Source organism: Micromonospora globispora (genome assembly GCF_003857015.1).
GTDB classification, from domain to species: domain Bacteria; phylum Actinomycetota; class Actinomycetes; order Mycobacteriales; family Micromonosporaceae; genus Micromonospora; species Micromonospora globispora.
In genome coordinates this window covers 1-505 of the sequence record NZ_QGGF01000351.1, presented here as the reverse complement: position 1 = coordinate 505, position 505 = coordinate 1, and the positions used below count along the sequence as shown (strand labels likewise).

Here is a 505-nt window from a genome sequence, read left to right as displayed (position 1 = left end):
AGGGATGGCCGGGAGACGCGAAACTCGCCGGCACCGCCGCACAGGTCGACCCACCAGCCGACAACCCTCACCAAGGCGCCGGGTTCTTCAAACTCAACATCACCGAAGTCGTGCTGACCTACGTTGGCACCCCCGCGGACCACCTCGTGATCGAGTCATGGCATCCCGGACGGGGCCACCAACGCCGGACCCGTACCTGACCCCGCCCCAACCGGCACCGACTGTGGGGTTGCAGCCGCCCCAACGGACGCGCCCCGACGCCCGATCATCGGCAGAGTCGCACGTCGCCACGTCACGTGCCGGAGGCCATGTAGGCGGCGAGGATGTAGTTGGGGTGCCGGTCGAGGTTCTTTCGGGCGCGGTCGTAGCGCATGGTCATGTGCGGATCGGCGTGACGGGCGGCGATCTGCACGTCGCGCAGGCTCAGGCCAGCGTCGAGCATGGTGGTGACGAAGGTGTGGCGCAGCATGTGCGGGTGCATCCTCGGCATCCGGATCCCGGCGCT

General features: G+C 68.3%; 1 protein-coding gene and 1 pseudogene. One reads left to right on the top strand and one right to left on the bottom strand.

All coding sequences use genetic code 11. From position 1 onward, the window contains the following. Positions 1-200, top strand: a pseudogene (locus DKL51_RS35780) (pyridoxamine 5'-phosphate oxidase family protein); the annotation flags it as partial. Positions 201-292: 92 nt separating this feature from the next. Here DKL51_RS35780 and DKL51_RS17260 read toward each other — a convergent pair. Then, positions 293-505 (bottom strand): tyrosine-type recombinase/integrase (locus DKL51_RS17260; protein ID WP_148097809.1); only part of this gene is annotated, 213 nt, incomplete at its 5' end.